Origin of the sequence: Streptomyces gelaticus (genome assembly GCF_014649535.1) — a bacterium.
In the GTDB taxonomy this organism is placed as follows: Bacteria; Actinomycetota; Actinomycetes; order Streptomycetales; family Streptomycetaceae; genus Streptomyces; species Streptomyces gelaticus.
The window spans coordinates 74,376-101,014 of record NZ_BMTF01000025.1 but is presented as its reverse complement, the minus strand read 5'-3'; the positions used below and the strand labels follow the sequence as shown (position 1 = coordinate 101,014).

23 protein-coding genes are annotated in these 26,639 nt (G+C 71.2%); 13 read left to right on the top strand and 10 right to left on the bottom strand.

Going from position 1 to position 26,639, the window contains the following annotated elements:
- Positions 1-2: 2 nt before the first annotated feature.
- From IE107_RS28335 to mce, 4 genes are all read right to left on the bottom strand, one after another.
- Entirely contained in the window at positions 3-995 is a 993-nt protein-coding gene (locus tag IE107_RS28335; protein WP_189547189.1) for an ABC transporter ATP-binding protein, read from the bottom strand.
- Positions 996-1,080: 85 nt separating this feature from the next.
- Positions 1,081-2,019: a coiled-coil domain-containing protein gene (locus IE107_RS28330; RefSeq protein WP_189547188.1), complete on the bottom strand. Its 939-nt coding sequence runs from the start codon at positions 2,017-2,019 to the stop codon at positions 1,081-1,083.
- Between the two features lie 184 nt (positions 2,020-2,203).
- The gene (gene scy / locus IE107_RS28325; RefSeq protein WP_189547187.1) at positions 2,204-6,064 is read right to left on the bottom strand and encodes a polarized growth protein Scy; all 3,861 of its coding nucleotides are present in this window, start codon (positions 6,062-6,064) and stop codon (positions 2,204-2,206) included.
- A gap of 164 nt (positions 6,065-6,228) precedes the next feature.
- Positions 6,229-6,657: a methylmalonyl-CoA epimerase gene (mce, locus tag IE107_RS28320; protein ID WP_189547186.1), complete on the bottom strand. Its 429-nt coding sequence runs from the start codon at positions 6,655-6,657 to the stop codon at positions 6,229-6,231.
- Between the two features lie 134 nt (positions 6,658-6,791).
- Between mce and IE107_RS28315 the strand changes: the two genes are divergently transcribed.
- The 4 genes from IE107_RS28315 (at position 6,792) to IE107_RS28300 (ending at position 14,023) form a co-directional block, all read left to right on the top strand.
- Complete coding sequence (locus tag IE107_RS28315) at positions 6,792-7,994, top strand: acetyl-CoA C-acetyltransferase (protein ID WP_189547185.1); 1,203 nt, start codon at positions 6,792-6,794, stop codon at positions 7,992-7,994.
- 68 nt (positions 7,995-8,062) lie between these two features.
- Positions 8,063-9,022, top strand: a complete 960-nt coding sequence (meaB, locus tag IE107_RS28310) for a methylmalonyl Co-A mutase-associated GTPase MeaB (RefSeq protein WP_189547184.1) — start codon at positions 8,063-8,065, stop codon at positions 9,020-9,022.
- Between the two features lie 167 nt (positions 9,023-9,189).
- The gene (locus IE107_RS28305) at positions 9,190-11,673 is read left to right on the top strand and encodes a serine/threonine-protein kinase (RefSeq protein WP_189547183.1); all 2,484 of its coding nucleotides are present in this window, start codon (positions 9,190-9,192) and stop codon (positions 11,671-11,673) included.
- A gap of 28 nt (positions 11,674-11,701) precedes the next feature.
- Positions 11,702-14,023 (top strand): serine/threonine-protein kinase, encoded by a 2,322-nt coding sequence (locus IE107_RS28300; RefSeq protein WP_189547182.1) that lies wholly within the window; start codon positions 11,702-11,704, stop codon positions 14,021-14,023.
- Between the two features lie 20 nt (positions 14,024-14,043).
- On the opposite strand, the gene IE107_RS28295 is transcribed toward IE107_RS28300, so the two are convergent.
- Positions 14,044-14,676, bottom strand: coding sequence for a PepSY domain-containing protein (locus tag IE107_RS28295; RefSeq protein ID WP_189547181.1), 633 nt, complete (start codon positions 14,674-14,676; stop codon positions 14,044-14,046).
- 119 nt (positions 14,677-14,795) lie between these two features.
- On the opposite strand from IE107_RS28295, the gene IE107_RS28290 reads away from it, so the two are divergent.
- Positions 14,796-15,458 (top strand): response regulator transcription factor, encoded by a 663-nt coding sequence (locus IE107_RS28290; protein ID WP_189547180.1) that lies wholly within the window; start codon positions 14,796-14,798, stop codon positions 15,456-15,458.
- A complete protein-coding gene (locus IE107_RS28285; protein ID WP_189547179.1) occupies positions 15,455-16,927 on the top strand; it encodes a sensor histidine kinase in 1,473 nt (490 codons plus the stop codon). The genes IE107_RS28290 and IE107_RS28285 overlap by 4 nt, the downstream gene beginning before the upstream one ends.
- Positions 16,928-16,945: 18 nt before the next feature.
- Here IE107_RS28285 and IE107_RS28280 read toward each other — a convergent pair whose 3' ends face one another.
- The 4 genes from IE107_RS28280 to IE107_RS28265 form a co-directional block, all read right to left on the bottom strand.
- On the bottom strand, positions 16,946-17,422 hold the full coding sequence (locus tag IE107_RS28280) for a MarR family winged helix-turn-helix transcriptional regulator (protein ID WP_189547178.1): 477 nt from the start codon (positions 17,420-17,422) through the stop codon (positions 16,946-16,948).
- A gap of 125 nt (positions 17,423-17,547) precedes the next feature.
- On the bottom strand, positions 17,548-18,312 hold the full coding sequence (locus IE107_RS28275) for an AIM24 family protein (protein WP_189547177.1): 765 nt from the start codon (positions 18,310-18,312) through the stop codon (positions 17,548-17,550).
- Positions 18,309-18,959 carry an AIM24 family protein gene (locus tag IE107_RS28270; RefSeq protein ID WP_189547176.1) on the bottom strand — a complete coding sequence of 217 codons (651 nt, stop codon included), beginning with the start codon at positions 18,957-18,959 and terminating at the stop codon, positions 18,309-18,311. The genes IE107_RS28275 and IE107_RS28270 overlap by 4 nt, the downstream gene beginning before the upstream one ends.
- Positions 18,959-19,591: an AIM24 family protein gene (locus IE107_RS28265; RefSeq protein WP_189547212.1), complete on the bottom strand. Its 633-nt coding sequence runs from the start codon at positions 19,589-19,591 to the stop codon at positions 18,959-18,961. Before IE107_RS28265 ends, IE107_RS28270 begins: the two co-directional genes overlap by 1 nt.
- A 234-nt stretch (positions 19,592-19,825) precedes the next feature.
- On the opposite strand from IE107_RS28265, the gene IE107_RS28260 reads away from it, so the two are divergent.
- The 5 genes from IE107_RS28260 (at position 19,826) to icmA (ending at position 23,379) form a co-directional block, all read left to right on the top strand.
- A complete protein-coding gene (locus IE107_RS28260) occupies positions 19,826-20,176 on the top strand; it encodes a DUF3817 domain-containing protein (protein ID WP_189547175.1) in 351 nt (116 codons plus the stop codon).
- A complete protein-coding gene (locus tag IE107_RS28255; protein WP_014048385.1) occupies positions 20,173-20,466 on the top strand; it encodes an MTH1187 family thiamine-binding protein in 294 nt (97 codons plus the stop codon). Before IE107_RS28260 ends, IE107_RS28255 begins: the two co-directional genes overlap by 4 nt.
- 171 nt (positions 20,467-20,637) lie before the next feature.
- Entirely contained in the window at positions 20,638-21,147 is a 510-nt protein-coding gene (locus tag IE107_RS28250) for a MarR family winged helix-turn-helix transcriptional regulator (RefSeq protein WP_189547174.1), read from the top strand.
- Positions 21,148-21,245: 98 nt separating this feature from the next.
- Positions 21,246-21,578, top strand: a complete 333-nt coding sequence (locus tag IE107_RS28245) for a DUF3817 domain-containing protein (RefSeq protein WP_189547173.1) — start codon at positions 21,246-21,248, stop codon at positions 21,576-21,578.
- A gap of 100 nt (positions 21,579-21,678) precedes the next feature.
- Positions 21,679-23,379 (top strand): coenzyme B12-dependent isobutyryl-CoA mutase large subunit, encoded by a 1,701-nt coding sequence (gene icmA / locus IE107_RS28240; RefSeq protein ID WP_189547172.1) that lies wholly within the window; start codon positions 21,679-21,681, stop codon positions 23,377-23,379.
- Positions 23,380-23,388: 9 nt separating this feature from the next.
- Here the strand turns inward: icmA and IE107_RS28235 are convergent, their stop codons facing one another.
- Positions 23,389-24,018: a TetR/AcrR family transcriptional regulator gene (locus IE107_RS28235; RefSeq protein ID WP_373302515.1), complete on the bottom strand. Its 630-nt coding sequence runs from the start codon at positions 24,016-24,018 to the stop codon at positions 23,389-23,391.
- 317 nt (positions 24,019-24,335) lie between these two features.
- On the opposite strand from IE107_RS28235, the gene IE107_RS28230 reads away from it, so the two are divergent.
- Positions 24,336-25,307, top strand: coding sequence for a tetratricopeptide repeat protein (locus IE107_RS28230; protein WP_189547171.1), 972 nt, complete (start codon positions 24,336-24,338; stop codon positions 25,305-25,307).
- A gap of 599 nt (positions 25,308-25,906) precedes the next feature.
- A complete protein-coding gene (locus tag IE107_RS28225; protein ID WP_189547170.1) occupies positions 25,907-26,560 on the top strand; it encodes a DUF6230 family protein in 654 nt (217 codons plus the stop codon).
- Positions 26,561-26,639: the final 79 nt, after the last annotated feature.

Sequence of the window (26,639 nt, the reverse complement as noted above, 5' to 3'; positions counted from 1 at the left end):
CGTCACACCTCCCTGCCGGCGCTGCCGCCGGTCCGCTGGTTCCACTGTTCGCCCCACTGCGGGCCCGCCGGAGGTGGCGCCGGGGCGTGGTCCGAGTGCGCGTGGTACTCCACGGAGTCCGCCGTCATCTGCATGAACGCCTCCTCCAGGGAGGCACGCTGGGCACTCAGCTCATGCAGCACGATCTGGTGCTGCGCGGCGAGCTCGCCCAGTGCCTCGGTCGTGGCGCCGTCGATCTCCAGCGTGCCGCCGCCCGTCTCGATCACGACCAGGCCCGCCCCGTGCAGCACATCGCGCAGTTGCTCCTGCTGCGGCGAGCGCAGCCGTACGTAACTGCGGGAGTTCTGGTGGATGAAGTCGGCCATCGACGTGTCGGCGAGCAGCCGGCCCTGGCCGATCACGATCAAGTGGTCGGCGGTGAGCGCCATTTCGCTCATCAGGTGCGAGGAGACGAAGATCGTCCGGCCTTCCGCGGCGAGCGACTTCATCAGATTGCGGATCCAGTGGATGCCCTCGGGGTCGAGCCCGTTGACCGGCTCGTCGAAGAGGAGCACCTGCGGGTCGCCGAGCAGCGCCGCCGCGATCCCGAGCCGCTGGCCCATGCCGAGGGAGAATCCCTTCGACTTCTTCTTCGCCACCGCGGTCAGCCCCACGGTGTCCAGGACCTCCGCGACCCGGCTCTCCGGGATGCGGTTGCTCTGCGCGAGACAGAGCAGATTGTTGTACGCGCTGCGCCCGCCGTGCATCGACTTGGCGTCCAGCAGCGCCCCGATGTACTTGAGGGGTTCTTCCAGGTCGCGGTAGTGCTTGCCGTCGATGCGCACCGAACCGCCGGTGGGGTTGTCGAGATCGAGCATCATCCGCATCGTCGTGGATTTGCCCGCCCCGTTGGGCCCCAGAAAACCCGTCACCATTCCCGGTCTGACCTGGCAGGAGAGCCGGTCGACGGCAACCTTGTTGCCAAAGCGCTTGGTGAGGCCATCGAGCTCGATCATGCGTTCACGCTAGAACGGCCGCGCGCCCGGCGCCACCACAAGGGCGGAACCGGGCGCGCGAGGGCTACAGCTGCGGTACTCGGGGTCAGCGGCCCTGCTGGGCCGGGACACCACGGGTGACCGGCTCGTCGTCGGCAGGCGTGCCGGCGGCGGCGACCGCGGCACCGGTCAGCGTGGCCAGCATCTCGCGGACGTTGGTCAGCTGGGCGTTGATGGAGTCGCGGCGGTTGGTGAGCGCGGCCAGCTCACGCTCCGATTCGCTGCGGATCCGGTCGGCCTTGGCGTTCGCGTCGGCCACGATGTCCTCGGACTGGCGCTGCGCGGTCTCCACCGTCTGACGGGCCCGGCGCTCGGCGTCCGTACGGAGCTTCTCGGCCTCCAGGCGGAGCTGCTCGGCGCGGTGCTCGATCTCGGCGAGACGCTTCTCGGCCTTGGCCTGACGGGACGCGAGGTCGCGCTCCGACTGGTCGCGGCGCTTGGCCAGGTTGGTCTCGAAGTCCGCAGCGGCCTGGGCGGCCTTGGCGCGGGTCTCCTCGAAGAGGGCATCCGCCTCCTCGCGCTTCTGCGCGGCGTCCTTCTGCGCCTCAGCGCGCAGCGTGCCGGCCTCACCCTTGGCCTTCTCGACGATCCGGACGCCCTCGTCCTCGGCCTTCGCCTTGCGCTCGGCGGCGAACGTCTCGGCGTCGTTGCGCACCTGCTGGGCGGCCGACTCGGCGAGCTCGCGGTGCTGCTCGGCGGCGCGACGGGCCTCCTCGCGCAGGTCCTTCGCCTCCTCCTCGGCCAGGCGGAGGATCTTCTCCACGCGCGCGCCGAGGCCCGCGTACGACGGCTCCGCGTCGTTGACCTGGGCCTGGGCGTTCTGCGTTTCGAGGTGGAGCTCCTCGATGCGCTTCTCCAGAGAAGTGATGCGGGTCAGGGCATTATCACGGTCGGCGACGAGCTTGGTAATGCGGTCATCCACCTGACCGCGGTCGTATCCACGTCGCACGAGCTCGAAGCCGAAGGGGGAGGAAGGGTCGCTCATGGGGTTCCTGTCGAATGAGACCGGTGAGGTGTTAGGGGGAATCCTAGGGGCCGGAACGGCGTGTCATCGAGCGGATGCCCTTTTGGTCTGGAGAATGACACCCCTTTTGAGTGGCTGACCCCCGCAACTCTTGCCACTCGGAGGGTTGAACGTTCCTGTCTGAGTACGGGAACTGACAAGGTGACTACCCCTCGGACGACTTGCCACTCGATCGAGTGCCAGCCGCGGCCCCGGCCTTGACGTTACCGGAGGAACCGCCCGAGCCCTTGCCGCCGCCCGTCGGCGTCTCGAAGGACTCCAGCGCCTCCAACACGTCCTGGACGCGGGAGATCTCGGTGTTGATGTCCTCGCGTCGGCGCACCAGCAGATCGAGCTCGCGCTTGCCCTCCTCGACCGTGCGCTTCGCCTCGGCCTCGGCGTCGGCGCGCAGCTTCTCGGCCTCACGGACCAGCGTGGCCTTCTTCTGCTCGGCCTCCTTGAGCAGCGACTCGGCGCGCTTCACCGCGGCGATCCGGACCTTGCTCGCCTCCGAATTGGCGTCCGCCAGCAGCTCCTTGGCCTTGGCCGCCGCCTCGTCGCGCTGCTCCGTCGCCGCCTTCATCAGGTTGTCGACGCGCTCGCCCGCGGTCTTCATCTGCTCGGAGGTCTCCCGCCGGGCGCGGTCGTGCAGCTCCTCGATCTCGCCCTCGATCCGGGCCCGCAGCTCCTCGGCCCGCTCCCGGATCGCCGTGGCGTCCCGGCGCGCGCCGACCAGCAGCTCGTCCGCGTCCGTACGGGCCCGCTCCACCAGGGAGTTGCCCTCGACGGTCGCCTCCGAGGTGATCCGCACGGCCTCCTTGCGGGCCGCGCCGACCATCGTGTCGGCCTGCTCCTCGGCCTCGGTGGCGGCGCGCAGCGCCTCCTCCTGTGCCTTGTTCACCAGCTGATCGGCCTGCTCCGCGGCATCGGCCCGGCGCTTGGCCGCCGCCTCCCGCGCCTCGTCGAGCAGCCGGTCCGCCTCCTGGCGGGCCTCCGTGCGCAACTGCTCCGCCGCCGCCTCCGCTTCGGCGCGCACCCGCTCCGACTCCTCGCGGGTACGGGCCGCGTGCTCCTGCGCCGAGCCGACGGTGGCCGCCGCCTCCGCACGCAGCCGCTCGGCCTCGTCCGCGGCCTCGTCCGACAGCCGGGCCGCCTGCTGCTTCGCCTCGTCGACCAGCGCGGTGGCCTGCTGCGTCGCCTCTTCCACGAGCGCGGTGGCCTGCTGCGTCGACTCCGCGCCGATCCGCTCGGCCTCACTGGTCGCCTCGCCCACCAGCCGGTCGGCCTGGGCCGCGGCATCGGAACGCATCCGGTTGGCGTCCTCGCGGGCCTCGGCACGGCTGCGCGAGGCGTCCTGCTCGGCCGACGCCAGCGCGTCGGAGGCCTCGGTACGCATCCGCTGGCTGTACTCGGCGGTGTCCGCCCGCAGCCGCTCCGACTCGGCGATCGCGTCCGCGACGGTCCGCTCGGCCATCGCCTTCGCGGCCTCGGACTCCTCCTGCGCCTCCCGGCGGATCCGGGCCGCGTCCTCGCCGGCCCGCTCCCGCTCGGCGTGCGCGTCGGCGCGGACCCGGTCCGCCTCCTCCTGCGCCTCGGACTTCGTCCGCTCCGCGACGTGCTCGGCGGTCGAGCGCAGCCCGGCGATCTCCTCCTCGGCCTGCTCCTGCAGCCCGCTGACCGAATCCCGTACCTGCTGGGCGGTCTGCTCGGCCGCGGAGACCAGCTCGGCCGCCCGGCTGTCCGCCTCCTCCACCAGCCGCTGCGCCTCGGCCTGCGCCTCCTCGACCCGCTTGCGGGCGGAGGCGAGCAGCTCCTCGCTCTGCTCGCGGGCCCGCTCGCGCTCCTGGTTCGCCTCGGTGCGAGCCGCGTCGAGGGTCTCCTCGGCCTCCCGGCGGCGCCGGTTGGCCTCCTCCTGGGCGGCGGCCAGCGCCTCCGCGGCCTCCGTTCCGACCCGCTCCGCGGCGGCGGCGGCCTCGGACCGCACCCGGTCGGCGCTCTCCTGAGCCTCGGACTTGAGCCGCTCGGCCTCGGCGGCGGCCTCGGAGCGCAGCCGTACGGCGACGGACTCGCCCTCCGCACGCGCCTGCGACGCGTCCGCCGCGGCCTCGTCGCGCAGCCGCTCCGCCTCGGTCTCCGCCTGCTCCCGCAGCGTTCGGATCCGCTCGGCGGCCTCCGCGCGCAGCCGCTCGGACTCCTCGTTCGTCTCGCGCCGGATGCGCTCCGCCTCGGCGCGCGCGTCCGTGAGCTCCTGCTCGGCGGTGGCGACCCTGGTCTCGGCCTCGGTGTGCAGCCGGGCCCGCTCCTCGGCCGCCTCCGCCTGCCGGGCCGCCACCGCGCGCTCGGTCTCCTCGCGCAGCTCGGCCGCTGCCTGCTCGGCCGCGGTGGTGGTCGCGCCGGCCTGCTCCTCGGAGTCGGTACGCAGCTGCTCGGCCTCGGCACGGGCGCGCTCCAGGGCCTCCTCGGCCTGCTTGCGCAGCGCACCGGCCCGCTCGGACGCCTCGGCGCGGACCCGCTCGCTCTCGGTGCCCGCGGCGCCGCGCAGCTCCTCCGCGTCCGCCTTCGCCTTGGCCAGCAGCTCTTCGGCGGTCTTCGCGCCCTCCTCGATCTGCTGGACGGCCTCGCGGCGGGCCTCGCCACGGATCCGCTCGCCCTCGGCGACCGCCTCGGAGCGCAGCTGCTCGGCCTCGCCGCGCAGCCTGCGCGCCTCCTCCTGGAGCTCGACCGTCTTGGCCCGGTACTCCTTGGTGTCGTCCTTGGCCGCGCCCTTGAGCTGATCGGCCTGCTCGGCGGCCTCGCCGCGCAGCCGGTCCGCCTCGGCCTCCGCCTCGCGGCGGATCCGGTCGGCCTCCTCGCTCGCCGCCCTGGTGGTGGACTTCGCGTCCTCGGACGCCTTGGTCAGCACCTCCTCGGCGCTCCTGGCGGCCTTGGCGAGCTGGGCCGCGGCGTCCTCGGCGGCGGCCGTGCGGGCCTTCTCGGACGCCTCGGACTTCAGCCGGTCCGCCTCGGCGCGCGCGTCGGCGAGCGCCTGCTCGGCCTCCGCCTTGAGCGTCTCGGCGTCCTTGGTCGCCTCGCCGACCAGCCGGGCGATCTCGGACTTGGCCGTACGGGTGCGCTGCTCGTTCTGCGACTCCGCGGCGGCCAGCCGCTTGACCGCGGCCTCCTTCGCCTCGGCGGTGACCTTCTCGGCCTCCAGCCGGGCCTCGCGCAGCTGGGTCTCGGCCTCCTGCATGCGCTGCTCGGCGGCCCGGTTCAGCTCGGCGGTCCGCTGCCGGGTCTGCTCGGTCTCGGCCGTCGTCGACGTACGCAGCTGCTCGGCGTGGCTGGTGGCCTCCTGCGCCTGGCTGGAGGCGGCGTTCAGCAGCCGCTCGGCGTCCTTGCGGGCGCGCAGCAGGATCGCCTCGGCCTCGGTACGGGCGGACTCCGCCTCGGAACCGAGCCGCTGGCGGGTCTCCTCCGCCAGCCGGCTCGCCTCGGCGCGGGCGGCCGCCAGGGACTGCTCGGCCTCGGCCCGCGACTCCTCCATCAGCCGACGGGCCTGGGACTCCGTCCTGGCCCTCAGCTGCTCGGCCCAGGCGACGTTCTCGTTGACGTGGGACTCGACGGTCTGGCGGCGCTCCGCGAGCTCCTGGTCGAGCTGCTGGCGCCGCTGCACCGCCTCGTTGTGCAGCTCGGCCTGGAGCCGGGCCTGGTGCTCGGCGTGCTCCTGGAGGATCCGCTGTGTCTGCGCGCGGGCGTCGCGGAGCTCCCGCTCGGCGTCGGTCCGCAGCTGTTCCGCCTGGATCTGGGCGTTACGGAGCAACTGCTCGGCCTGGTAGCCGATGTCCGCGCTGTCGTACGCGGGACGGGTCGCGAGATTGCGCCGAGCCTCGTGCAGCTTGGCGCGCAAGACCTCGACCTGGTAACCGAGGTCCTCGGCGTGCTGGACGGCCTTCTCCCGGTCGGTCTTCAGCCGGTCCATCTTGGCTTCGAACCGCGAGAGATGGTCGTCGTCAGCTCGGTGGCTCTCCTGGCGTTCGTAGCCCCGCACTGCGCGGTCCCATCCGTCCCCTGGTCGCAACTCTCCAACGAGTACCGTTCCCCGGTGAACGGTCCCCCGGGGAATGGTGACAGATCAACGGCTGGGGACGCGGCGCGGCCCCGACCCGGCCCCGGCCCGGAACGGCCCACTCTACCGGGCCGGGTATCCGGAGGTCAGTGCTCCGCTGCGGACGTGACCAGTTCGGTGAGGACTCCGTGGCAGTCCTTGGGGTGCAGAAAGGTGATCCGGGACCCCATCGAACCCGTCCTGGGCTCCTCGTACAGCACCCTGACCCCCTTCTCCCGGATGTCCGCGGCATCGGCGTCGACGTCCGCGGTGCCGAAGGCGATGTGGTGGACGCCCTCCCCGTTCTTCGCCAGCCACTTGCCGACGGCCGAGTCCTCCCGGGTCGGCTCCAGGAGCTGGAGGTAGGAAGCTCCGCCGTCGGACGTATCGTTGATCTTGAGCATGGCCTCCCGTACGCCCTGCTCCTCGTTGATCTCGGAATGGAACACCTCGAACCCGTAGGTCGAGCGGTAGAACTCGACGGTTTTGTCGAGGTCGAAACAGGCGATCCCGATGTGATCGATTCGCGTCAGCATGAAACCAGTGCAGCGCCACACGGATGGTTACGCAACGTGCGCGCCGTCACACCCGCTGCCGGATGACGGGCGGGGTACCGCTCAGTACATTCAAGTAAACCCTCGTTCACTCCTCATCCCAAGGGGCGCCCCTCATGTCTGGAACGACCGGTACCACCTCAGTGATCGTCGCGGGCGCGCGTACGCCCATGGGCCGCCTCCTCGGCTCGCTGAAGAGCTTCTCCGGCGCCGACCTCGGCGGCATCGCCATCAAGGCCGCGCTGGACCGGGCCGGCATCGGCGGCGACCAGGTCGAGTACGTGATCATGGGCCAGGTGCTCCAGGCGGGTGCGGGCCAGATGCCGGCGCGCCAGGCCGCGGTCAAGGCGGGCATCCCGATGAACGTTCCCGCGCTCACCGTGAACAAGGTGTGTCTGTCCGGGCTCGACGCGATCGCGCTCGCCGACCAGCTCATCCGCGCCGGTGAGTTCGACGTCGTCGTCGCCGGCGGCCAGGAGTCCATGACCAACGCCCCGCACCTGCTCCCCAAGTCCCGCGAGGGCCACAAGTACGGCGCGATCGAGATGCTCGACTCGATGGCGTACGACGGTCTGACCGACGCCTACGAAAACATCCCGATGGGCGAATCCACCGAGAAGCACAACTCCCGTCTCGGGCTGAGCCGCGCCGACCAGGACGAGATCGGCGCCCTCTCGCACCAGCGCGCCGCCGCGGCCCAGAAGAACGGCCTGTTCGAGGCCGAGATCACCCCGGTCGAGATCCCGCAGCGCAAGGGCGACCCGGTCCTCTTCGTCAAGGACGAGGGCATCCGCCCGGAGACGACCGCGGAGTCCCTCGGCAAGCTGCGCCCCGCGTTCGCCAAGGACGGCACGATCACCGCGGGCACCTCCTCGCAGATCTCCGACGGCGCGGCCGCGGTCGTCGTCATGAGCAGGGCCAAGGCCGAGGAGCTGGGCCTGGACTGGATCGCCGAGATCGGCGCCCACGGCAATGTGGCGGGCCCGGACAACTCGCTCCAGTCACAGCCCTCCAACGCCATCAAGCACGCCCTCAAGAAGGAGGGCCTGGAGGTGGCGGACCTCGACCTCATCGAGATCAACGAGGCCTTCGCCGCGGTCGCCGTCCAGTCGATGAAGGACCTCGGTGTCACCCCGGAGAAGGTGAACGTCAACGGCGGTGCCATCGCGCTGGGTCACCCCATCGGCATGTCCGGCGCCCGCGTGGTGCTGCACCTGGCGCTGGAGCTGAAGCGGCGCGGCGGCGGCACCGGGGCGGCGGCGCTGTGCGGCGGCGGCGGTCAGGGCGACGCGCTGATCATCCGCGTTCCGGGCAAGTGACGGGTTCCGGGCAAGTAACAGGCAGTACGCGGTACACGTAGAGCAACCGGCGAGTGAACGGAGCGGTGATGGTGGACGTCCCCACCCTGGTCGAGCAGGCACGTGCGGGCCGGCCGCGGGCCGTGGCCCGGCTCATCTCCCTGGTGGAGGGGGCGTCGCCGCAACTGCGCGAGGTGATGGCGGCCCTGGCGCCGCTGACGGGCAACGCGTACGTCGTCGGCCTGACCGGCTCGCCCGGTGTCGGCAAGTCGACATCGACCTCGGCGCTGGTCTCGGCGTACCGGCGGGCCGGCAAGCGGGTCGGCGTCCTGGCCGTCGACCCGTCCTCGCCGTTCTCCGGCGGCGCGCTCCTCGGCGACCGGGTCCGGATGTCGGAGCACGCCTCCGACCCGGGCGTCTACATCCGCTCCATGGCCACCCGCGGCCATCTGGGTGGTCTCGCCTGGTCGGCACCGCAGGCGATCCGGGTGCTGGACGCGGCGGGCTGCGAGGTGATCCTCGTGGAGACGGTCGGTGTCGGCCAGTCGGAGGTGGAGATCGCCTCCCAGGCCGACACCTCCGTCGTCCTGCTGGCACCCGGCATGGGCGACGGCATCCAGGCGGCGAAGGCCGGAATCCTGGAGATCGGCGATGTGTACGTCGTCAACAAGGCCGACCGGGACGGCGCGGACGCCACCGCGCGCGAGCTCAACCACATGCTGGGCCTCGGCGAGGCGCGGGGTCCCGGCGACTGGCGGCCGCCGATCGTGAAGACGGTCGCCGCCCGGGGCGAGGGCATCGACGAGGTCGTCGAGGCGCTGGAGAAGCACCGGGCGTGGATGGAGGAGCACGGAGTGCTCGCCGAGCGGCGCACGGCCCGTGCGGCCCACGAGGTCGAGACCATCGCCGTCACACGGCTGCGCGAGCGCATCGGTGATCTGCACGGCGACCGCCACCTCGGCGCGCTCGCGGAGCGCATCGTGGCCGGTGGCCTCGATCCGTACGCGGCGGCCGACGAACTGGTGGCGGGACTCACCGGCGGGGCCTGACCGGACGATTCGACCGGGCGGCACCGGGGGCGGCGTGCGGGCCGCTCCCGGTGCCGCCCGGTCACGTTCGTCCGCCGCTGTGGCCGGTGACGTGTCCGTGGCAAGATACGGCCGGATGCGTGCACGGAGTGCCCGCTGACCATGCGTACCGATGGGGGGAGTGGCGCATGCTGGGTCCGCTGCGGGAGGACTCGCCGAGACGGATCGGTCCGTACGGGATACGGGCCAGGCTCGGCGCGGGCGGCATGGGGGAGGTCTTCCTCGGCGTCCGGGACGGCGGCGGCGAACCGGTCGCCGTCAAGACCGTCCGCCGCGACGTGGCCAAGGACCCCGGCTTCCGCGGCCGCTTCCGCCGAGAGATCACCGTCGCCCGGTCCGTCGCCGGACCCCATCTCGCGCTGCTGCTCGACGGGGACGCCGACGCCGAGGTGCCCTGGCTCGCCACCGGCTACGTGGCCGGGCCGAACCTGTCCGCCGCCGTCCGCCGGGCGGGCGCGATGGACGAGGCCGAGGTGCGGATGCTCGGCGCCGGACTCGCCCGCGCCCTGGCCGCCGTGCACGCGGCCGGGATCGTCCACCGCGACGTGAAGCCGGGCAATGTGATGCTCGCGGCGGACGGCCCCCGCCTGATCGACTTCGGGATCGCCCGCGACTCGGGTGCCACCCCGCTCACCACCACCAGCCGCATGGTCGGCAGCCCGGCCTTCATGTCGCCGGAACACGTGGCGGGCAGCGGACGCGTCGTCCCCGCCTCGGACGTCTTCTGCCTCGCCTCCCTGCTCTGCTACGCCGTCACCGGACGCGACCCCTTCGGCGACGGGCCGGTCGCCGCCGTGCTCTACCGGGTCAAGTACGTCGAGGCCGATCTCGACGGCGTGCCGGACGCGCTGCGTGCCGTGCTGGAGCGCTGCCTGGTGGCCGACCCGGCCGCCCGCCCGGCCGCCGCCGCACTCGCGGAGCTGCTGGACCCCGGCGCGGGGGACCGGTGGCCGGACCCGGTGGCGCAGCACATCGCCGAGCACGAGCGCGAACTGGCCCGGGTGATGGCGCTGGACGGGCCGCTGCTGCCGGGATACACACCGACCGAGGCGGCCACCGGAAGCCGCGTCGCGCCCCACCAACTGCCCACCCGGGGCACCGACTTCACCCCCGGTCTGCACATCGCGCCCACCCAGGGCCCCGGCCTCGCCCCGCCCCCGCGCCGCTCCCGCCGCGCCCTGGGGGCGGCCCTTGCCGCGCTGATCGTGCTGGGGGCGGCCACCGGGGGGATCCTGGCGTGGCGCAACAACCGCACCACGCCCAACGGGGCATCCCCCGGGGGTGGTTCACCCGCTGCCCCCAGGATCGTGGCCGGTGTGGACAAGAACGGCGGCCCGGACGGTTCGGGCACGGTCCCGTACGGCCGCAATGTCCGTCCGGCGGGGTGGAAGAAGTCCTGGAAGGGCGCGTTCGCCCAGCCGCCGATCGGCTGCTCCGCAGGCCGTGACGTGGTGGTCTGCCGACTGGTCGACGGCACGTACGAGGCGGTGTCGGCGGCCGACGGTCACCGGATGTGGACACTCGACACCGGACAGAGTTCGAACAGGGCGGGCTGGGGCCCCCGTAACCAGTTCTTCATGCCGGCCAATGCCACCCGGCCCACCGTGTACGACGACACCGTGCTGCTCGCCGCGGGCGGACGGCTGCAGTCGGTCGACGCGAAGACCGGCGCGGTCCGTTGGGAGACCCGGTCCGGCGGCGCGCACGACCTGAACAGCGCGCCGGTCGTCGTCGACGGCCTGGTCCTCGCCGCCACCACATCGACGCCCGAGGACGCAGCGCTCGCCGCGTACGACCTGAAGACCGGCGCCCGCAAGTGGCAGAAGCCGCTGGCTTCGCAGGACATCTCCAACGCGCAGAAGGGCAACTTCTGGCCGGTCGCCACCGACGGCACGGTGGTGTACGCGGTCGGCGAGGACGCACCGAGGGCCTTCCGGCCGAAGGACGGCTCGTTGCTGGGCACGGCCGGAGGCGAGGCTGTGCAGGGGGCCGGTGACAGGACGAACTCGGGGTGTGGATCGCTCCGGGTGCGGGGTCGTTTCGCCTTCTGCGCGACGTACGTCATCAACGACGACCCTTCCGGCTTCGGCGAGGACATGGCCGTGCTGCGGTTCGCAGCCGGGACGCTCCGGACGCGGGGGCGGGTGCCGGTGGACTCCTCGCTCGCCGCCGGCGCGACGCTGACAGCACTCGGCGACCGGGTGATCACGCTGCGGCGGAGCAGCGAGTACCAGTCGGGTGTGCCGGACGAACTCGTCGTCGTGGGCCGTGATGGCGGTCGGGCGCTCGGCCGGTTCCCGCTCGGCGGGAAGGTGGCACAGGGCATGAGCAACCCGGTCTCCGACCCCATGATCGTCGCGGACACCGTGGTGTGGGCGGACAGCACGACGCTGTACACGGTCCCGATCCGCCCCGATGGCACCCTGGGCTCACTCACCCGGACTCGGATTCCGGGCGCTCCGGGCCCGACCAGGACACCGACGTACGACTCCGTCACCAATGGCGTCGATCTGGAGCAGGAACTGCTCGACCCACAGGTGCTGCCGGTCGGCGGTGTCGTGCATGTCGTGTACGACGACGGCACCGTGATTTCGGTGCCGCTGCCCAAGTGAACCGTCGGACGAGGAAGGGGACCGCGCAGTGATCGAGCCGCTTCCACCCGGCCGGGCCCGGCTGATCGGCCCGTACCAGCTTCTCGGCCTGCTGGGCGCGGGCGGTATGGGCGAGGTGTACCTGGCCCGGCCGGCCGGTGCGCGGGACGCCTTCGCCGGGCTGGTCGCGCTGAAGACCGTGCGCCCGGACCTCGACCTCGACGACGGCTTCCGGATCCGCTTCCGCAGGGAGATCGACGCGGCGGGTGCCGTCCGCAGTCCGTACACGGCGGCCCTCGTCGGCGGTGACGCGAGCGGCCGGCTGCCCTGGCTGGCGACCGAGTACGTCCCCGGCCCCTCGCTCGCCGAGGCGGTGACCCGAGGCGGGCCCATGCCCGAGCAGGTCGTACGGGAGTTGGGCGCCGACCTCGCCCGCGCGCTCGCCGACATGCACGCCGTACGTGTGCTCCACCGCGACCTCAAGCCCGGCAACGTGCTGCTCGGCGCCGACGGGGCGAAGGTGATCGACTTCGGGATCGCGCAGGCCTTCGACGCCACCCAGCTGACCCGGACCGGTGTCGTGGTGGGCAGCCCCGGCTACATCTCGCCCGAGCACGTCAACGGCTCACAGTCGCTCGTACCGGCGTCGGACGTGTTCTGCCTCGGTGCGGTGCTCGCTTTCGCGGCGACCGGACGGGGGCCGTTCGACGACTCGGACATGGCTGCCGTGATCTTCAGGATCGCCCAGGGAGAGGCCGAACTCTCCGGAGTACCACCGCAGTTGCGCGCCGTCATCGAGGAGTGCCTGCGCAGCGATGCCGAGGCGCGGCCCAGCCCTCGGCAACTGGTCGACATGTTGCTACCGGGAGACCGGGCGGGCGTCGCGGCCACCGGGCCGTTTCGCTGGACGGAATCGATACGCGGGCTGCTCGCCACACACGCGGCCGGGGCGCGCGCCGTCGCGGAGGCGGAGGTACCGTCGGCCGCCGCGCCGCCGGCCCCGTTCCACACCCCGGATCGTGGCGGTCCGGCCGCACTCGCCCCGACGCCCGTCGTGCCGGTGGCCGTGCCGGGCGACGGCCGGGGGAACAAGGGACTGTGGATCGGGCTGACGGCAGCCGCCGTCGCGGTGTGCGTGGTGCTCGGGGCAGTACTGCTGCCGGGGCTCTTCAGCAGGGACGGCGGAGGCAACGACAACGCGGGAGGAACCGGCGGCGGAGCGGCGAATCCGACCGCTTCCGCCTCGGACGCGGCGCGGACCAAGGCCGGGCCCGCCGTCATTCCCGGCGCGGACGCCGGGCACACCGGTGACTTCGGAGCGGCCGCCGCGGACGTCTCGACCAAGCCACTGGGCTGGAAGGCATGGAAGGCCAAGATCGCAGACGGCCCGGTGGAGTGCGTACTCGCGGACACGTCCCTGGTCTGCGGCGGCCCGAAGCGCATCACCGTGTTGGACGCCGCGAACGGCCGGCAGCGCTGGCAGACCCCGCCGGGAAAGGCAGGCACGGGTCCGGCTTCGGTGGCCGCCGTCATCGGCACGACCGTATATGCCTTCGAGGGCCGTGCCCTGGTGGCACGCGGCCTGGCCGACGGTGCCGAGAAGTGGCGGGAGCCGCTGCCGGACAGCACCGGGGTGGCCGACTCCGTCCAGTCCGGCGGCGTCCTCTACTACGCCACGAAGGCCACCGGCACGGGTGGGGTCAGGATCCTTGCCCACGAACTCACCGGCAAGCACGCCCTCAAGTGGGACAAGCCGTGGGACGACCCGGCCGCCGAAGTCGAACTGGCTCTTGCCGACGGCCGGCTCGTCGCGGTCGGCGACGGTGTCACCGTGTTCAAGAGCGCGAACGGTGCACGGCTGGGAGGTATCGGGGCCGGTGACATCACCTGCCGTACGCCCGTTCTGAAGGGCAAGGAACTCCTCTGTTCGGGCTCGAACGGCCTGACGGTCGTCGATGTGACGGCCCCGCAGAACCGCCGGACGATCGCCGACGGCGTGGACGTCGCCTACCGGCCCGCCGTATCACGGGACGGCAAGGTCCTGGTGAGCAGCCGACTGAGGGTGTACGCGTTCGGCCTGGCCGACGGGCGGCAGTACTGGGCGACGTACGACGGCGGTGAGGGGTTGGAGACCGCGGGCGGGCTGGCCGTGGCCGGTGACAACGCCGTTGTCGTGGACGGGTACGGGATGACTGCCTTGGCCGTGGCCTCCGTCGGGGAGGCGGAGGACGTGGGCACGGGCCTGCCCTCCGAATGGCCCGACACGCCCGACGGCCCACTCGACCCGTCGTCCATCACGCTCGTCGCACGGGGCGACGCGGTGTTTCTGACTTTCGACGACGGGACGGTCATATCCGTCTACGCGCCCTGACGGCCCGGCGGCCCCGGGCGTCAGTCGTCGTCATGGTCCTCCCGGTCGTCCCCGTGGCCGTCGTCATGACGGTCATGGCCGTCGTCCACCCGGTCCGCCGTCACCTTGCCCGTGTTCGCGTCGACGTTCAGCTCGTGCCGCTTGCCGTCCTTGCCCCGGACGTCGACCTCCCAGTGCGGCGCTCCACCGCTCCGGTCGTCGTGGTCGTCGTCCAGGTCGACCGAGGTCACCGTCCCCGGGTTCGCCTTCAGCGCGGCGTCGACCGCCTCCTTCAGCGACACGGGGGCCGACCGGGGCGCATGCCGGTCACGGTCGTCGTCATCGTCGTCGGAGGTGTGCTCGCCGAGCACCTTTCCGTTGCCCGCGTCCACCGTCACGTCGTGCCAGACCTTGTCGGAGCCGTACACGTCGAGCTCCCAGACGAGCCCGCCGTCCTCGTCGTCCAGCTCGGCCTCGTTGACGGTGCCGGGGACGGCCTTGACGGCGGTCTCGATCGCCTCCGCCACGCCGATCCGGGCGGTTTCACCGCTCTTCACGCTGGAGCGGGTCCCGCGGTCGTGGTCGTCGTCGCCCGCGAAGGCGACCGCCGTGGCGGCTCCGCCGCCGGCGAGCACGGCCGCGGTGACGGCGGCGATGACGATCTTGCGCTTCATGAGGGTTCCTCCCCGATCGGGTGGACGGTTTCGACGGGGACCACAGTGCCGGGGTGATGCTGAACGCAGCCTGAAGCCACCTGAAGGCGTCTTCAGGTTCGGTTTGCGACCCTGTGCGCATGCGCCTGTTGATCGTGGAGGACGAGAAGCGGCTCGCGACGGCCCTGGCCGCGGGGCTCACCGCCGAGGGCTTCGCCGTGGACGTGGTGCACGACGGCCTCGAAGGGCTGCACCGGGCCGCCGAGGGCGCGTACGACCTCGTCGTCCTCGACATCATGCTGCCCGGGATGAACGGCTACCGCGTCTGCGCCGCCCTGCGCGCCGCCGGGCACGAGACGCCGATCCTGATGCTGACGGCCAAGGACGGGGAGTACGACGAGGCGGAGGGCCTCGACACCGGGGCCGACGACTACCTGACCAAGCCCTTCTCGTACGTCGTCCTGGTGGCCAGGATCCGGGCGCTGCTGCGGCGCCGGGGAGGCGGATCCGGCTCGCCGGTGGTCACCGTCGGCGCCCTGCGCATGGACACCGCCGCCCGCCGCGTCCACCTCGGCGAAGCCGAAATCACCCTCACGGCCAAGGAGTTCGCGGTGCTGGAACAGCTCGCGCTGCGGCCCGGACAGGTGGTGAGCAAGGCGGACATCCTCGAACACGTCTGGGACTTCGCCTACGACGGCGACCCGAACATCGTCGAGGTGTACGTGAGCACGCTGCGCCGCAAGCTCGGCGCAGGAGCCATCAGCACGGTGCGCGGCGCGGGATACCGGCTGGAGGCGCTGTGAGATCGGTACGGGCCAGGGCCGCGCTCGGCGCCACCGTGGTGGTCGCCCTCGCGCTGATCGGCGCCGGGCTCTCGGTACTCCTCGTGCTGCGCGCCGACCTCACCGACCAGGCCGGGCTGCAGGCCGAGGTGGTGGCCCGGGAAGTGGCCGGGCAGCTGGCCCTCGGTGTGCCGTACGACCGGCTGGAGATGCGCGACGAGGAGGACCATCCGGTCCAGGTGACCGACGAGGACGGGCGGGTGGTCGCCGTCTCCAAGGACCTCCAGGCGATCTCCGGCACCGGCACGGACCGGGTCACCCCGCTCCCCTCACCGGCCTTCGGGGCGTCCGGCGGCGGGCGCGACGACGACAACGCAGGCGAGGACGGAGGCGATGACGACGACCGTCGCGCAGCCCCCGGTCGCGGCGAAGTCGACTCCGACGAAGCGGACTTCGACAACGGCACCGCCACCGTCGACGGCGAGACGGCCGACTACCGCTTCGCGTCCCTGAAGGCGACGACTCCCGCCGGGGTGACCCTGACCGTCCACGGGGGCGCCCCGCTGGCCGCCGAGCAGGAAGCCGTGGGCACCGTGCGCGGCGCGATGCTGATCGGGCTGCCGGTGCTGCTGCTCGTCGTCGCCGGGGTGACCTGGCTGGTGACCCGGCGGGCGCTGCGCCCGGTCGAGGGCATCCGGCGCGAGATGGCCGCGATCACCGCGTCCGAGGACCTGAGCCGGCGGGTGCCGGAGCCCGGCTCGCGCGACGAGATCGCCCGGCTGGCCCGTACGACCAATGAGACGCTCACCGCTCTGGAGGCCTCCGTGGAGCGGCAGCGGCGGTTCGTCGCGGACGCCTCGCACGAACTGCGCAGCCCGATCGCCTCGCTGCGCACCCAGCTGGAGGTGGGCGCGGCCCATCCGGAGCTGCTCGACGTGCCGGGCGCGGTCGCCGACACCGTACGGCTCCAGGCACTGGCCGCCGATCTCCTGCTGCTGGCCAGGCTGGACGCGGGGGAGCGGCCGGGGCCCGCGGTGGTGGACCTGGGTGCGCTGGTCCGCGAGGAGGTCTCGCAGCGCACCGGCGACCGGATCGCGGTGACGGTGTCGGTGCCGGACCCCGGGCCGGACCCGGGGCGGTTCGAAGTGGCCGGTTCGCGCGGGCAGTTGGCGCGGGTGATCGGTAATCTGCTGGACAACGCCGAGCGCCACGCGCGCAGCACGGTGACGGTCTCGGTGCGCGCGGCGGAGCGGGGCGCAGTGGTCGTCGCGGTCAGCGACGACGGGGCGGGCGTGCCGCCGAAGGAGCGTGAGCGGATCTTCGAGCGCTTCGTACGGCTCGACGAGGCCCGCACCCGGGACGAAGGCGGCGCGGGCCTGGGACTGGCCATCGCCCGGGACGTGGCTGTCCGGCACGGCGGGCGGCTGACGGTGGACGGTGCGCGGGAGGGCGGCGCCCGGTTCGAGCTCTGGCTGCCCGGAGCCCGCTGAACGCCGCCCGGCGCCGGGTCACACCTTGCCGCGTCGTCCTCGCAGGTGTTCCGCGACCGGGGTCAGTGCCGCGTGCAGGTTCGCCAGCGCCTCCGGCGTCAGCAGGTCCATGAAGTGCTTGCGGACCGACGCCACATGGTGCGGTGCCACCTTGCGCATCGTCTCCGCGCCGTCCTCGGTGAGGACCGCGTACAGACCGCGCCGGTCGGACTCGCAGTTCTCCCTGCGGACCAGGCCGGCGGTCTCCATACGGGTGATCTGGTGCGAGAGCCTGCTCTTGGACTGCAGCGTCGCGGCGGCGAGGTCGCTCATCCGCATGCGCTGGTCGTCCGACTCCGAGAGGTTGACCAGGATCTCGTAGTCGTTGTTGGTCAGGCCGAACGGCTGGAGATCCTTCTCCAATTGGTGCATCAGCAGCCTGCTGACGTCCAGGTGGGTGCGCCAGGCGCACTGCTCCGCGTCGTTCAGCCAGCGGGTGGGCGTCTCGGTCTCCATATATGGATTCTACCTAAGAAGTTGAAAGCCGGACGAAGTAGCAGGGTGTGACGGCCGGCACCCGTCCGGAGACGGGTCCGGGGGCGGGGTGCGGACGATCGATGTCACACTCCGCAGACTACCGTTCACAAACCGAAGCGACGCTGGAGGTCCCCGAGCTGACCGGGCATGCGGGGTGTGGCGCCAGGTTGACTTCCGCCGCCCGGGACCCCGGCCTGACCCGGCACCGCGCCCGTCGGCTGTTCGGCCATCAGGATCTCCGTCGACTGGAGCAGCACCGTCCCCGCGCCGACGAACTCGAACTGGTGCTCCTCGCCCGAGGTGCCCCCGAGGCCCGTCATCGACCGCAGTCCGCCCAGTACGCCCGTCATGTAGCCGTGGTCGTAGTGGTGGCACGGCGAGGGGCAGTCGGCCCAGCCCACCAGGGCCTGCGGGTCGACCCGCAGCGGCGGCTCCATGAAGACCACCGGACCGTTGGAGGCGGCCACGAACTTCCCCGTACCGATCAGGGTCAGAAAACCCGGCACGATCGACTGCTTGAGTGCCAGCGACGGCTGGTACGCGAGGAGATTGCCCGACCGGATCGTCAGATTCCCGTCGTCCAGGTCGTAGGAGTTCACATCGAAGGCTCGGTCCGCGAGCAGCATCTTGCCGCTGCCCTCGGCCACCACCCAGTCGTTCGCGTGCAGCGGCGAGTGGAAGCTCGTACGGAGCAGCCGCTCGAAGCGGCCGTGACCGATGCCGTTGAAATCGATCCGCCCGTAGTAGGCGATCATCTTGCCCTTCTGCAGGAACCACTGGCTCCCCTTGAGTTCCACGCAGAAGGTGTACGCGTCGACGTTGTCGTCCGACGGCAGTGTCATCGGGTCGAAGACCACGGGCGTGCTCACAGCTTCTCCTCCGAGGCCTGGACGTACACCGCGCCGTTTCCGCTCAGCTCCAGCTGGAACGCCTCGCCGGAGCCGCGCCCCACCATGTCGCGCCAGCCGAGCGCGGTCGAGAGCTTGTTCCTTACGTCGCCGTGGTGCGCGACGTACGCCTGCGGGTCCACATGCACCTCGCGGCCGGGAGTGATCGGCAGCTCGATCACCCCGCCGTGGGCCATCACCGCCACCGCGCCGTGGCCCTTGAGCGTGGTGGTGAACAGGCCCTGCCCGGTCACCTGGCCACGCACCATGCCCATCACGCCGCCCTGCGAGCCCATGAACATGGTGCCCTGCTGGAGCGTCCCGTCGAAGGCGAGCAGCCGGTCGGCCTCCACGTACAGGGTGTCGCCGGTCAGGTCGATCACCTGGATGTGGTGGCCACCGTGGCCGAACATCACCGTTCCGCTGCCCTCGACCGTCATCAGCGGGGTCGCCTCGCCCGCCACCCGTCGGCCGATCATCGACATCACGCCGCCCTGGCCGCCCTGGATGTTCGGCGTGAACGACACCTCGCCGCGGTAGGCGAGCATCGCGCCCCGCTGGCTGTACAGCCGCTGGCCGGGAACCACCGTCGCCTCGATCATCTTCGAGTTGATCTCACGGAACGGCATCAGACATCGCCCCCGAGGGTGTTCCGCTCGCTCGGCTGGACGTAGACGACGCCCTCGCCCTCGAACCGGATCTGGAAGGACTCCCCGGAACCCTCACCGATCAGCGTCCGGAAGTTCACCCCCGACTGGAGGTGCTGCTGGAGGTTGCCCTGGTGGGCGATGTAGGCGCCGGGGTCGACGAACAGCGGGTACTGGGCCGAGACCCGCAGCGCCACCGCCGGGCCGTCCGACATGATCGCCACCTGGCCGGTGCCCTCGACGGTGGTGGTGAACAGGCCGTTGCCGCTCGCCCCGCCGCGCAGGCCGGTGAAGGTGGTGCCGGTGCGCAGCCCGGCGTCGGTGCACAGCAGATTGCTCGCCTCGACGTAGAGCTTGTCACCGTGCAGCGGGACGAGGTTGATCTCGCTCGCGCGGTCCGCGAAATAGCAGGTGCCCTGGCCGGTCACCTCCATCACGGACATCTGCTCGCCGGTCAGGCGCCGGGTCACCATGCCGCGCAGCCCGTCACCGCCGCCGGTCATCTTCTTGAACGTCACCCGGCCGTCGTAGGCGACCATCGAACCGTTCTTCGCCTTGACGGCGTCGCCGGCCAGGTCGACGGCGAGCGTCCTGCTGCCTTGGAGTCGGAACATTGCCACGGGGCGACGTTATCGGCAGGCTCCCGGCCTGGACAGGGCCCGAAGGTGGATCCGGGCCCCTGAACCGCCCCTGATACGCATCCGGTACCGGACCCGTACGCAATCAGGACGTATCCCCGGCGGCGATCCGGCCCCCGGCGCCGAGTGCCGCGCACATCGATGCCACAATGGGGCGAGCTTGTGCCTGTATTCACAAGCTGTCACCGTCCTCCCACCGAAGGTGCCCCCGTGGACATCAAGACCGCTACCGCCCTGCACCGGCTGCGCCTCATCTCGATTCCCGAGGCGCTCTCCTTCCCCGCGCTGATCATCTTCGGCTCGGTCCTGAGCCGCGTCTCCGACATCGACTTCCTGATGATGCCGCTCGGCATCCTGCACGGCGTGCTCTTCGTGATCTACGCCGTCCTGCTGCTCGACGTCTGGTCCAAGACCAAGTGGCCGCTGAAGCGCGTGGCGTTCTTCTTCCTGCTCGCGCTGGTGCCGTTCGGCGGTCTGTACGGCGACAAGCTGCTCAAGCGCTACGAGGCCGACGGCGTGATCGCCGCCCGCGCCCGCCGCGAAGGCGTGGTCAGCGCGTGATCGTCGCGTTCTCGGTCAGCCCGCTGGGAGTGGGCGAGGACGTCGGCGAGTACGTCGCCGACGCCGTCCGGGTCGTCCGCGAGTCCGGCCTCCCCAACCGTACGGACGCCATGTTCACCTCCGTCGAGGGTGAATGGGACGAGGTCATGGACGTCGTCAAGCGGGCCGTCGCCGCCGTCGAGGCCCGCGCCGGACGTGTCTCCCTCGTGCTGAAGGCCGACATCCGCCCCGGCGTCACCGATGGACTGACCTCCAAGGTCGAGACGGTCGAGCGCTACCTCGCGGACTGACACCCCGGCGCACGATGCCTCCGTGACGAGCCCCCGGCCGGGGGCTCGTCACGTTCCCGCCGCCGGTCCGGCGAGCGCGCACAGGACGTCGGCCCACCCCCGCCCACCGCATTCGGACCGAAGTTCGAGACAGGGCTGACCACCATATGACCAGTGGGTAAGGTCGGTTCCGTGCCGAAGCCGCTCAGTCTCCCCTTCGATCCCATCGCCCGCGCCGACGAGCTCTGGCAGCAGCGCTGGGGCCCCGTGCCCTCGATGGGGGCGATCACCTCGATCATGCGCGCCCAGCAGATCCTGCTCGCCGAGGTCGACGCGGTCGTCAAACCGTACGGGCTGACCTTCGCGCGGTACGAGGCGCTGGTGCTGCTCACCTTCTCCAAGGCCGGTGAGCTGCCGATGTCCAAGATCGGCGAGCGGCTCATGGTCCACCCCACCTCCGTCACCAACACCGTGGACCGGCTGGTGCGCTCCGGCCTGGTCGCCAAGCGCCCCAATCCCAACGACGGCCGCGGCACCCTCGCCTCCATCACCGAGAAGGGCCGTGAGGTCGTCGAGGCGGCGACCAGGGACCTGGTCGACATGGAGTTCGGGCTCGGCGTGTACGACGCCGAGGAGTGCGCGGAGATCTTCGCCATGCTGCGCCCGCTGCGGATCGCCGCCCACGATTTCGAAGAGGCGTAGAAGAGAGGCGTGGCGGAGAGAACACGGGGCGTAGAACGGCGTTTCGAGAGCCCGGCCCGCTGCAAGATCGCCCAGGCCGTCCGGTTACGCTCGATGCCATGAAACGCAGTGTGCTGACCCGGTACCGGGTGATGGCCTACGTCACCGCCGTCATGTTGCTGGTGCTCTGCACCTGCATGGTCTTCAAGTACGGCTTCGACAAGGGCGAGGGCCTGACGCTCGTCGTCTCCCAGGTCCACGGTGTGCTCTACATCATCTACCTGATCTTCGCCTTCGACCTCGGCTCCAAGGCGAAGTGGCCGATGGGCAAGCTGCTCTGGGTGCTGATCTCCGGCACCATCCCGACGGCCGCGTTCTTCGTCGAGCGCAAGGTCGTCCGCGAGGTCGAGCCGCTGATCGCCGACGGCGCCCCCGCGACCGCCGAGGCCTGACCCGGCCGGACCCCGGTCCGCGCCGCCCGAACCGCCCCGTGCGAAGCACCGGGCGGTTTGCCATCGACATTTACTAGGACGTCCTAGTAAATTCGATGGTATGGACGCTGACGCGATCGAGGAAGGCCGCCGCCGCTGGCAGGCCCGTTACGACAAGGCCCGCAAGCGTGACGCGGACTTCACCACGCTCTCCGGGGACCCGGTGGAGCCCGTGTACGGTCCCCGCCCGGGGGACACGTACGAGGGATTCGAGCGGATCGGCTGGCCCGGTGAGTACCCCTTCACCCGGGGGCTCCACCCCACCGGCTACCGCGGCCGGACCTGGACCATCCGCCAGTTCGCCGGCTTCGGCAACGCCGAGCAGACCAACGAGCGGTACAAGATGATCCTCGCTGCGGGCGGCGGCGGGCTCAGCGTCGCCTTCGACATGCCGACCCTGATGGGCCGCGACTCCGACGACCCCCGTTCGCTCGGCGAGGTCGGGCACTGCGGCGTCGCCATCGACTCCGCCGCCGACATGGAGGTCCTCTTCAAGGACATCCCGCTCGGCGACGTCACGACGTCCATGACGATCAGCGGCCCGGCCGTGCCCGTCTTCTGCATGTACCTGGTCGCCGCCGAGCGCCAGGGTGTCGACCCGGGCGTGCTCAACGGCACGCTCCAGACCGACATCTTCAAGGAGTACATCGCGCAGAAGGAGTGGCTCTTCCAGCCCGAGCCCCATCTGCGTCTCATCGGCGACCTGATGGAGCACTGCGCCCGCGACATCCCCGCCTACAAGCCGCTCTCCGTCTCCGGCTACCACATCCGCGAGGCCGGGGCGACGGCCGCGCAGGAGCTCGCGTACACCCTCGCCGACGGCTTCGGCTACGTGGAGCTCGGCCTCTCCCGCGGTCTGGACGTCGACACCTTCGCGCCCGGCCTCTCCTTCTTCTTCGACGCGCACCTCGACTTCTTCGAGGAGATCGCCAAGTTCCGCGCGGCCCGCCGGATCTGGGCCCGCTGGATGAAGGAGACGTACGGCGCGAAGACCGACAAGGCGCAGTGGCTCCGTTTCCACACCCAGACCGCCGGTGTCTCGCTCACCGCCCAGCAGCCGTACAACAACGTCGTACGGACGGCGGTCGAGGCGCTCTCCGCGGTCCTCGGCGGCACCAACTCGCTGCACACCAACGCCCTCGACGAGACCCTCGCGCTCCCCTCGGAGCAGGCCGCCGAGATCGCGCTGCGCACCCAGCAGGTGCTGATGGAGGAGACCGGCGTCGCCAACGTGGCGGACCCGCTGGGCGGTTCCTGGTACGTCGAGCAGCTCACCGACCGGATCGAGGCCGAGGCCGAGAAGATCTTCGACCAGATCAAGGAGCGCGGCACCCGGGCCCACCCGGACGGGCAGCACCCCATCGGGCCGATCACCTCCGGCATCCTGCGCGGCATCGAGGACGGCTGGTTCACCGGCGAGATCGCCGAGTCCGCCTTCCGCTACCAGCAGGCGCTGGAAAAGGGCGACAAGCGGGTCGTCGGCGTCAACGTCCACCACGGCTCGGTCACCGGCGACCTGGAGATCCTGCGGGTCAGCCACGAGGTCGAGCGCGAGCAGGTACGGGTGCTCGGCGGACGCAAGGACGCCCGGGACGATGCCCGGGTGAAGTCGGCGCTGGAGGCGATGCTGGCCGCCGCCCGCGACGGCTCCAACATGATCGCGCCGATGCTCGACGCGGTGCGGGCCGAGGCGACGCTCGGCGAGATCTGCGGGGTTCTGCGCGAGGAGTGGGGCACCTACACGGAGCCACCCGGCTTCTGAGGACAGGGCTTACGTGGAGGCCGCCGCCTCCAGCCCCGCGAGCAGCAGCGCGGTGAAGCGCCCGGCCCAGTCGGCATCGACGGGCTCGGCGCTCACCAGTGTCCGGTGCACGACCGCGCCGGCGATCACGTCGAAGATCAGATCGGCGGTCGCCGACGCCGCCTCCTCGTCCGCCTCCACGGGCAACTCCCCGCGCTCCTGGGCCCGTTGGCGCCCCTGGAGTACCAGCCGCTTCTGCCGGTCCACGATCGAGTCGCGGATCCGGGTCCGCAGCGCCTCGTCGCGCGTCGACTCCGCGACCACCGCCATCAGTGCCGTCCGGGTCTCCGGCCGTTCCAGCAATGCCGCGAACTGCAGCACCATTGCCTGCACATCGGCCGACAGACTGCCCAGATCGGGCATCTCCAGCTCGTCGAAGAGGACCGCCACGGCATCCACGACCAGCTCGTTCTTGCCCGCCCACCGGCGGTACAGCGTCGTCTTGGCGACCCCGGCCCGCGCCGCCACGTCGCTCATCGTCAGCTTCGACCAGCCGAGGTCGACCAGGGAGGCCCTGGTCGCCTCCAGGATCGCTTCATCGGCCGCGGCACTGCGCGGGCGTCCCGTTCGAAGGTTTCTGGGGTTGCTGCGGCTCAGCATGCCGTGACCATACCGGTCAGTAAGTAGAACGGACCGGTCCCGATCTCCGTGAGACAGATCACCGGACGCACCTGTGCGCGAAGGGTGCCGGACAGTTACGCTACGGGTCGTAGCGTAAAGACGACGGTCGTGCCGTCGTGACGCCGCAACCGATTGACAGCCACAGGCACCGGGTGGGGACCCGGCGCCGAAACGGGTCTTTCAGGGGCCCTCGGGCCGTGTCTGTCCGTGCACCCCGCACTCCGGCGGGGGCGGCGGACGGGCGCGGTTCCCGTATCGCTTTCCGGATCGGTGCGCCAAGGGGGGAGGATGTACGTATGCAGCCTAGGAACATGTCCATGAGCGGCGTCGTCGACCTCGCCGCGGTGAAGGCGGCCGGCGAGGCCAAGGTGAAGGCGGAGCAGGCCCGTGCCGAGGCCGCCCGGCAGGGTGGCGGCGGCGCCGTACCGCCCTCCGCCCTGGTGATCGATGTCGATGAGGCGGGCTTCGAGAGCGATGTCCTGCAGCGTTCCGCCGAGGTCCCGGTCGTCATCGACTTCTGGGCCGAGTGGTGCGAGCCGTGCAAGCAGCTGGGTCCGCTCCTGGAGCGCCTGGCCCTGGAGTACAAGGGCCGCTTCGTGCTGGCCAAGGTCGATGTCGACGCCAACCAGATGTTGATGCAGCAGTTCGGCATCCAGGGCATCCCGGCGGTCTTCGCCGTCGTCGCCGGGCAGGCCCTCCCGCTCTTCCAGGGCGCGGCCCCCGAGGCCCAGATCCGGCAGACGCTGGACCAGCTGATCCAGGTCGGTGAGGAGCGGTTCGGACTCACCGGGATCGAGGTCGACCAGGACGCCGAGGGGGCCGACCGGGTCCCGGCCGAGGTGCCCGCGGGACCGTACGACGCCCTGCTCGAAGCGGCCGTGCAGGCCCTGGACGCCAATGACTTCGCCGGTGCCGTCCAGGCGTACAAGAACGTCCTGTCCGACGACCCGGCCAACACGGAGGCCAAGCTCGGCCTCGCCCAGGCCGAACTCCTCTCCCGGGTCAAGGACATGGACGCGCAGCGGGTCCGTGAGGACGCCGCCGCGAACCCGGCCGATGTCGCGGCGCAGCTCGCCGCCGCCGATCTGGATCTGGTCGGCGGCCATGTCGAGGACGCCTTCGGCCGGCTCGTCGAGACGGTGCGCCGCACCTTGGGCGACGACCGGGATGCCGCGCGGGTGCGGCTGCTGGAGCTGTTCGAGGTGATCGGCCCCGACGACCCGCGGGTCGTCGCCGCGCGTACGGCGCTGGCGCGGGTCTTGTTCTGATGTGACAAGCGGCCGCGGTGCCCTTCCGGGTGCCGCGGCCGTTTTCGCGATCGGGCGATAAGAGGCGCCTCTGCTTTACCAAATCTTGATAAAGCAGAGGCCTGTTACTCGCAGTAAATCGCGCACTGGGATCTGTCCGTATTGGCGACCTGATCCTCCGTTTCGTCCTTCGGTCCGGCACCACCCTGTGTGGCCGGGCGGTACCAGCCGGTCGCGCATCGGTTATCGGGCCGTTACTAGTGAGTAACGAACCCCCTTGTGCCAAGGGCGGGAATGCACCACGATCGGCCACGCTCGGTCCAATAACGCCAGCCCGGCTGCCAGTCGGTGCGGCGGCCCCGTTGGGTCCCCACCGAGTGGGCCGGCGACAGTGGCGCCGACTCCGGGCAGGGGGGTTCCTGTCGTCCGGCAGGGCCTGTCCGAACAGGTTGCGCTCATGCGTGGCCAGTGGTTGTCGCTCGGGGGTGATCGCCGGTGATTCGGACGCGGTTCATGCCTCCCTCCACAGGCGCTCTCCTTGCCGAGGACGTAGCACTTCTCCCATCCCAGGACGGGCCCAGGCCCGGACCGGAGATGTACGTCCGAGAAGGAGGAAAATTATGAGTTCCCAGGTTCGTGGCGGCACCAGATGGAAGCGTTTCGCTCTAGTCATGGTGCCGAGCGTCGTCGCGACCGCGGCGGTGGGTGTCGGTCTCGCGCAGGGTGCCCTCGCGGCGTCCTTCAGCGTGTCCGGCCAGAGCTTCAAGGTGCGTACGGACAGTCTCGTCGGCCACAACTTCGTGCAGTACGGCTCGGTGGCCACCGGTAAGAGCCTGGAGGGCAAGGACGAGGCTCACGCTGTTGCCGTGTCGGGCTTCAGCGACGCCACGATCACCAACATGTGCCAGTCGGTGGTCACTCCGAACCTTCCGTTCGGCCTCGGCAATGTCACGCTGCAGCTGCACGCGGGTACGAACCCGAAGAAGCCGGTCGAGGCGACCAATCTGTACCTGGATATCGCCGAGCTCGACGCGGACGCCGAGTTCACGAACATCGACATCGGTGTTGCCGCCGGTTCCCTCAAGGACCCGGACAACCCTGATTCGATCGGCATCCAGCCGAAGACCCGGGCGAACCCGAACGGTTTCGCGCAGCGCGCCGAGGTGGCGAAGCTGACCGGCGTGAAGCAGACGGCGTGGGCGACCACCGCAGGCACCTTCAAGCTCAGCGACCTGAGCCTGCGGCTGAAGTCGGGCGTCAAGGAGTGCTACTAAGCGCTCGACCGGGCGGCCGGGGTGCCCTCGACGGGCCTCCGGCTGCCCACCCTTTCTCTTCTCCAGCAGTACCGGTTCC

Bases quoted from the DNA above. Each gene is read 5' to 3' on its own strand.
- IE107_RS28335 (WP_189547189.1), bottom strand. From the start codon at position 995: ATGATCGAGCTCGATGGCCTCACCAAGCGCTTTGGCAACAAGGTTGCC.
- IE107_RS28330 (WP_189547188.1), bottom strand. From the start codon at position 2,019: ATGAGCGACCCTTCCTCCCCCTTCGGCTTCGAGCTCGTGCGACGTGGA.
- mce (WP_189547186.1), bottom strand. From the start codon at position 6,657: ATGCTGACGCGAATCGATCACATCGGGATCGCCTGTTTCGACCTCGAC.
- IE107_RS28315 (WP_189547185.1), top strand. From the start codon at position 6,792: ATGTCTGGAACGACCGGTACCACCTCAGTGATCGTCGCGGGCGCGCGT.
- meaB (WP_189547184.1), top strand. From the start codon at position 8,063: ATGGTGGACGTCCCCACCCTGGTCGAGCAGGCACGTGCGGGCCGGCCG.
- IE107_RS28305 (WP_189547183.1), top strand. From the start codon at position 9,190: ATGCTGGGTCCGCTGCGGGAGGACTCGCCGAGACGGATCGGTCCGTAC.
- IE107_RS28295 (WP_189547181.1), bottom strand. From the start codon at position 14,676: ATGAAGCGCAAGATCGTCATCGCCGCCGTCACCGCGGCCGTGCTCGCC.
- IE107_RS28290 (WP_189547180.1), top strand. From the start codon at position 14,796: ATGCGCCTGTTGATCGTGGAGGACGAGAAGCGGCTCGCGACGGCCCTG.
- IE107_RS28280 (WP_189547178.1), bottom strand. From the start codon at position 17,422: ATGGAGACCGAGACGCCCACCCGCTGGCTGAACGACGCGGAGCAGTGC.
- IE107_RS28270 (WP_189547176.1), bottom strand. From the start codon at position 18,959: ATGCCGTTCCGTGAGATCAACTCGAAGATGATCGAGGCGACGGTGGTT.
- IE107_RS28265 (WP_189547212.1), bottom strand. From the start codon at position 19,591: ATGTTCCGACTCCAAGGCAGCAGGACGCTCGCCGTCGACCTGGCCGGC.
- IE107_RS28245 (WP_189547173.1), top strand. From the start codon at position 21,246: ATGAAACGCAGTGTGCTGACCCGGTACCGGGTGATGGCCTACGTCACC.
- icmA (WP_189547172.1), top strand. From the start codon at position 21,679: ATGGACGCTGACGCGATCGAGGAAGGCCGCCGCCGCTGGCAGGCCCGT.
- IE107_RS28235 (WP_373302515.1), bottom strand. From the start codon at position 24,018: ATGCTGAGCCGCAGCAACCCCAGAAACCTTCGAACGGGACGCCCGCGC.
- IE107_RS28230 (WP_189547171.1), top strand. From the start codon at position 24,336: ATGCAGCCTAGGAACATGTCCATGAGCGGCGTCGTCGACCTCGCCGCG.
- IE107_RS28225 (WP_189547170.1), top strand. From the start codon at position 25,907: ATGAGTTCCCAGGTTCGTGGCGGCACCAGATGGAAGCGTTTCGCTCTA.